The following is a 3,622-nucleotide window of genomic DNA, read 5'->3' on the forward strand; positions in this document are numbered from 1 at the left end:
GCCGCGCGGATGGGCGCCGCGGGGCACGGGACACCGCGTGCGGCGGCCGAGTTCGGGGACGCGGTCCTGCTCGCCCTGCCGTACGAGGTGGGGGCAGGCGTGGCCGGTGAGCTTCGAGCGGCTCTGCGCGGGCGGGTCCTTGTCGACTGCTCCAACCCGGTGGGGCCGGGCTTCGCCCTGCTCACCGAGGGCGGCCCGTCGGCCGCACGGCGGCTCGCCGACGCGGCGCCCGGAGCGCATGTCGTCAAGGCGTTCAACCTCTGCCACGAGGACGTATGGCGGATGGACCCACCGGTCTTCGACGGTCGGCCGCTCGCGGTCCCGGTGTGCGGGGACGACGAGGGCGCGCTGAACGTCGTACGGGAACTGGTGAAGGACGCCGGCTGCGCACCGTTCGCCGCGGGCGGCCTGGAGCGGGCCGGGCTGGTGGAGGCGACCGCGGCGCTGCTCATCGGGCTCTGGGTGGGGGAGGGGGTGGACGCGCAGGCCATCGCGCCGCCGCTGGCGTATGCCGCCGGGGCCCCTCAGACGGAGGCCGTCACTTCGCCATGAGCAGGATGACGAGGACGATGCCGACCAGGAGGGCGATGGTCAGCATGCGGCCGACGGGATGCCGCGGATTGAAGCGGTGGCCGCGGTAGCCCCGCTCGTCGCGCTCGTACACGAAGAGCGGCTCTTCCCGCTTGTCGTCGTCGCTGTTCCCCATGGACCACAAGCTAGTTGAGGGACCGCCCGGCTACGAGAGTGCGCCGTCGGACCGCTCGCGCAGGGCGTGCAGCGTGTCGACGCGGTTGGTTGTGATCGAGTCGACGCCGATGTCGATGAGGCGGCGCATCGCGCGCCTCGTGTCCGGGGTCCAGGCCGAGACGAGCAGCCCCTGGCGCTGCACCTGGACGACCAGTTCGCGACGGAGCAGCGAGAAACGGTAGTTGAGCCAGCGGGGCTTGATCGCGTCGAGCACGGCGTGGCGCGGCGGGGCCAGGGTCGTCCAGGTCAGGGCGATCTCGGCGGCGGGATCCGCCGCGCGCACCGCGAGCATCGTCCGGGCGCCCGCGCAGTAGTACACACGCTCCGCCGCCCCGCAGTCGGCGACGGCGCCGACGACCGCGCGCACGGACTCCGGCGTCGCACCCGGCAGATCCACCATGAGCCGGTGCCCTTCGGTCGCCGCGACGGCTTCCTCCAGGGTGGGTACGCCGCCCTCGGTGAGGCCGCGCACCTCGTCCGCGGAGAGCGTGGACAGGGGGCGGTCGAGGTCCCACAGACGCTTGAGGGTCGCGTCGTGCAACAGGACGGGGACGCCGTCACGGCTGAGGCGGACGTCGATCTCCACCGCGTCCGCGCCCCGGTCGAGCGCGGAGCGCAGGGACGGGAGGGTGTTCTCGCGGACGCGGTAGGGATCGCCTCGGTGGGCCACGGCTGTCACGGTGCGCATGGGCCCATTGTGGTGCCGCGCTAGGGAGCGAGCCAGGTCTGGGTGTACGTGTCGATCTCCGCGACGATGCGCGCCTTGCCCGCGGGGTCGAGGAAGGAGGCATCGACGGCGTTCTTCGCCAGGGCCGCGATGCCCCGCTCGTCCAGGTCGAGAAGGCGGGCTGCCACCGCGTACTCGTTGTTGAGGTCGGTGCCGAACATGGGCGGGTCGTCGGAGTTGACGGTGACCGGGACCCCGGCGGCGACGAACTGCTTGATCGGGTGCTCGTCGAGGGTGGCGACGGCGCGGGTCGCGATGTTCGACGTCGGGCAGACCTCGAGCGGGATGCGGTGCTCGGCGAGGTGGGCGAGGAGCTTCGGATCCTGGGCGGCGCTGGTGCCGTGGCCGATGCGCTCGGCGCGCAGGTCGGTCAGGGCGTCCCAGATGGTGCCGGGCCCCGTGGTCTCGCCCGCGTGCGGGACGGAGTGCAGGCCCGCCGCGATGGCGCGGTCGAAGTACGGCTTGAACTGCGGCCGCGGCACACCGATCTCGGGGCCGCCGAGCCCGAAGGAGACCAGGCCGTCGGGGCGCAGCTTGTCCGTGGTCGCGAGGCGCGCCGTCTCCTCGGCGGATTCGATCCCCGCCTCGCCCGGGATGTCGAAGCACCAGCGCAGTACGACACCGAGCTCGTCCTCGGCGGCCTTGCGGGCGTCCTCTATGGCGTCCATGAAGGCGCGGTCGTCGATGCCGCGGCGCACGGAGCTGTAGGGGGTGACGGTCAGTTCGGCGTAGCGGATGTTCTGCCTGGCCATGTCGCGGGCGACTTCGTACGTGAGCAGGCGTACGTCGTCCGCGGTACGGACCAGGTCCACGACCGAGAGGTACACCTGGACGAAGTGGGCGAAGTCCGTGAACGTGAAGAAGTCGGCGAGGGCCTCTACGTCCGTGGGCACCTTGGAGTCGGGGTGGCGGGCGGAGAGGGCCGAGACGATGCGGGGGGAAGCCGAGCCGACGTGGTGCACATGCAGTTCCGCCTTGGGCAGTCCGGCGATGAAGGCATGCGGGTCGCGTGATGCGCGTGGCTCACGGGTGCTGCGCGGATCGGTCACGGCTTCCTCCCCAGGAACGGAATTGATCGGCTGATCGGTGGGTCGGGGATCATCGTAGGCGGCGTGCCTTCGGCCGAGGGCGGTGGCCGTAGCATGACGGAACGTACGAAAGAGGTGACACGGCATGTCCCAGGGTTCGGGGGAGTCGGGTGCGTCCGAGGGGCGGGACCCTTGGGCTCCGCCGGCGGAGGAAGGGGTGCCGGGGGCGCCGGGTCCCGGGCTGGGTCCGGGGCCGGGGGCTTCGGGACCGGCCTCTGGGCCGGTGCCGCTGGAGAAGCGGGACCCGTGGGCGGCGCCGTCCGTGCATGACCAGTCGACGCATGCTCCGGGGCAGCCCGGTGGCGGGCCCTTCGCGCCGCCTCAGCCTGCGCCTCCGGCGGGTGCGGCGGGCGCGGCGGGTTCGGCTGGTTCGGCGGGCAAGGGAGAGCCGGTGCCGCCGCCTCCGGTCGGGCCCGAGGGGCCTGGTCAGGTGCCTTACGGGTACCCCGGCTATCCCGGCTACCCGGGTCACCAGGGCGCCGGGGCTCCCGGCCCGCAGGGCTACCCCGGATATCCCGGATACCCGGGCTACCAGGGGCAGGGCCCTCCCGCGTACGGCTGGCCCGCGATGCCGATGGCGCCTGCCAACGGGATGGGCGTGACCGCGCTGGTCCTCGGGATCATCGCGGCCGCCGGTTTCTGCCTGTGGCCCCTGGCGATCGTGCTCGGCATCCTGGCGATCATCTTCGGGTCGATCGGGCGCGGCAGGGCGAAGCGCGGCGAGGCGACGAATCCCGGGCAGGCGCTGGCCGGGATCATCTGCGGGATCGCGGGCATCGTCCTGGGCGTGGCGCTGCTGGTGGTGCTGATCGTGACGCCGGACGACGTGTTCGAGGAGGAGGGGGCGGCTTCGGGGGGCGGCAGCTACTCGGCTTCCGTTGCCGTCGGCTCCTGACCCCGCTTTTTTCGGGCGGGGCGCCTTGCCTGCCTGGCCTGAACCGCCGCTTCGCGGCGGATCTTTCCCGCCCACCCACCCGATCACCCCGCATCGGGGCCCTTCGCTCACCCTGCACCGCAGGGCAAACGGGTGGGTGGGCGGGAGACATCCGCCGCGAAGCGG

The 3,622-nt window shown here is 72.7% G+C and carries 5 protein-coding genes; 2 read left to right on the top strand and 3 right to left on the bottom strand.

Features of this window, described 5'->3' with window-relative positions; translation table 11 throughout:
* Nucleotides 1-552: NADPH-dependent F420 reductase (locus ABD378_RS20815; protein ID WP_344522439.1), on the top strand; the 552-nt coding region annotated here is incomplete at its 5' end.
* On the opposite strand, the gene ABD378_RS20820 is transcribed toward ABD378_RS20815, so the two are convergent.
* Genes ABD378_RS20820 through ABD378_RS20830 form a run of 3 tightly spaced genes read right to left on the bottom strand, consistent with a single transcriptional unit; the run spans nucleotide 539 to nucleotide 2,649 of the window.
* Nucleotides 539-706, bottom strand: a complete 168-nt coding sequence (locus tag ABD378_RS20820) for a hypothetical protein (protein ID WP_344522440.1) — start codon at nucleotides 704-706, stop codon at nucleotides 539-541. The genes ABD378_RS20815 and ABD378_RS20820 overlap by 14 nt on opposite strands.
* 30 nt (nucleotides 707-736) lie before the next feature.
* Nucleotides 737-1,435 carry a glycerophosphodiester phosphodiesterase gene (locus ABD378_RS20825; protein ID WP_344522441.1) on the bottom strand — a complete coding sequence of 233 codons (699 nt, stop codon included), beginning with the start codon at nucleotides 1,433-1,435 and terminating at the stop codon, nucleotides 737-739.
* A gap of 20 nt (nucleotides 1,436-1,455) precedes the next feature.
* Nucleotides 1,456-2,649 carry an adenosine deaminase gene (locus ABD378_RS20830; protein ID WP_425583858.1) on the bottom strand — a complete coding sequence of 398 codons (1,194 nt, stop codon included), beginning with the start codon at nucleotides 2,647-2,649 and terminating at the stop codon, nucleotides 1,456-1,458.
* A 343-nt stretch (nucleotides 2,650-2,992) separates the two neighbouring features.
* Between ABD378_RS20830 and ABD378_RS20835 the strand changes: the two genes are divergently transcribed.
* A complete protein-coding gene (locus ABD378_RS20835; protein ID WP_344522443.1) occupies nucleotides 2,993-3,457 on the top strand; it encodes a DUF4190 domain-containing protein in 465 nt (154 codons plus the stop codon).
* Nucleotides 3,458-3,622 lie beyond the last annotated feature (165 nt).

This window comes from Streptomyces rectiviolaceus (assembly GCF_039533825.1).
Lineage (GTDB): Bacteria > Actinomycetota > Actinomycetes > Streptomycetales > Streptomycetaceae > Streptomyces > Streptomyces rectiviolaceus.

What these genes read in the sequence shown, in the direction of transcription:
- ABD378_RS20820 (WP_344522440.1), bottom strand. Translation starts at nt 706, where the DNA reads ATGGGGAACAGCGACGACGACAAGCGGGAAGAGCCGCTCTTCGTGTAC.
- ABD378_RS20825 (WP_344522441.1), bottom strand. Translation starts at nt 1,435, where the DNA reads ATGCGCACCGTGACAGCCGTGGCCCACCGAGGCGATCCCTACCGCGTC.
- ABD378_RS20830 (WP_425583858.1), bottom strand. Translation starts at nt 2,649, where the DNA reads ATGCCGTGTCACCTCTTTCGTACGTTCCGTCATGCTACGGCCACCGCC.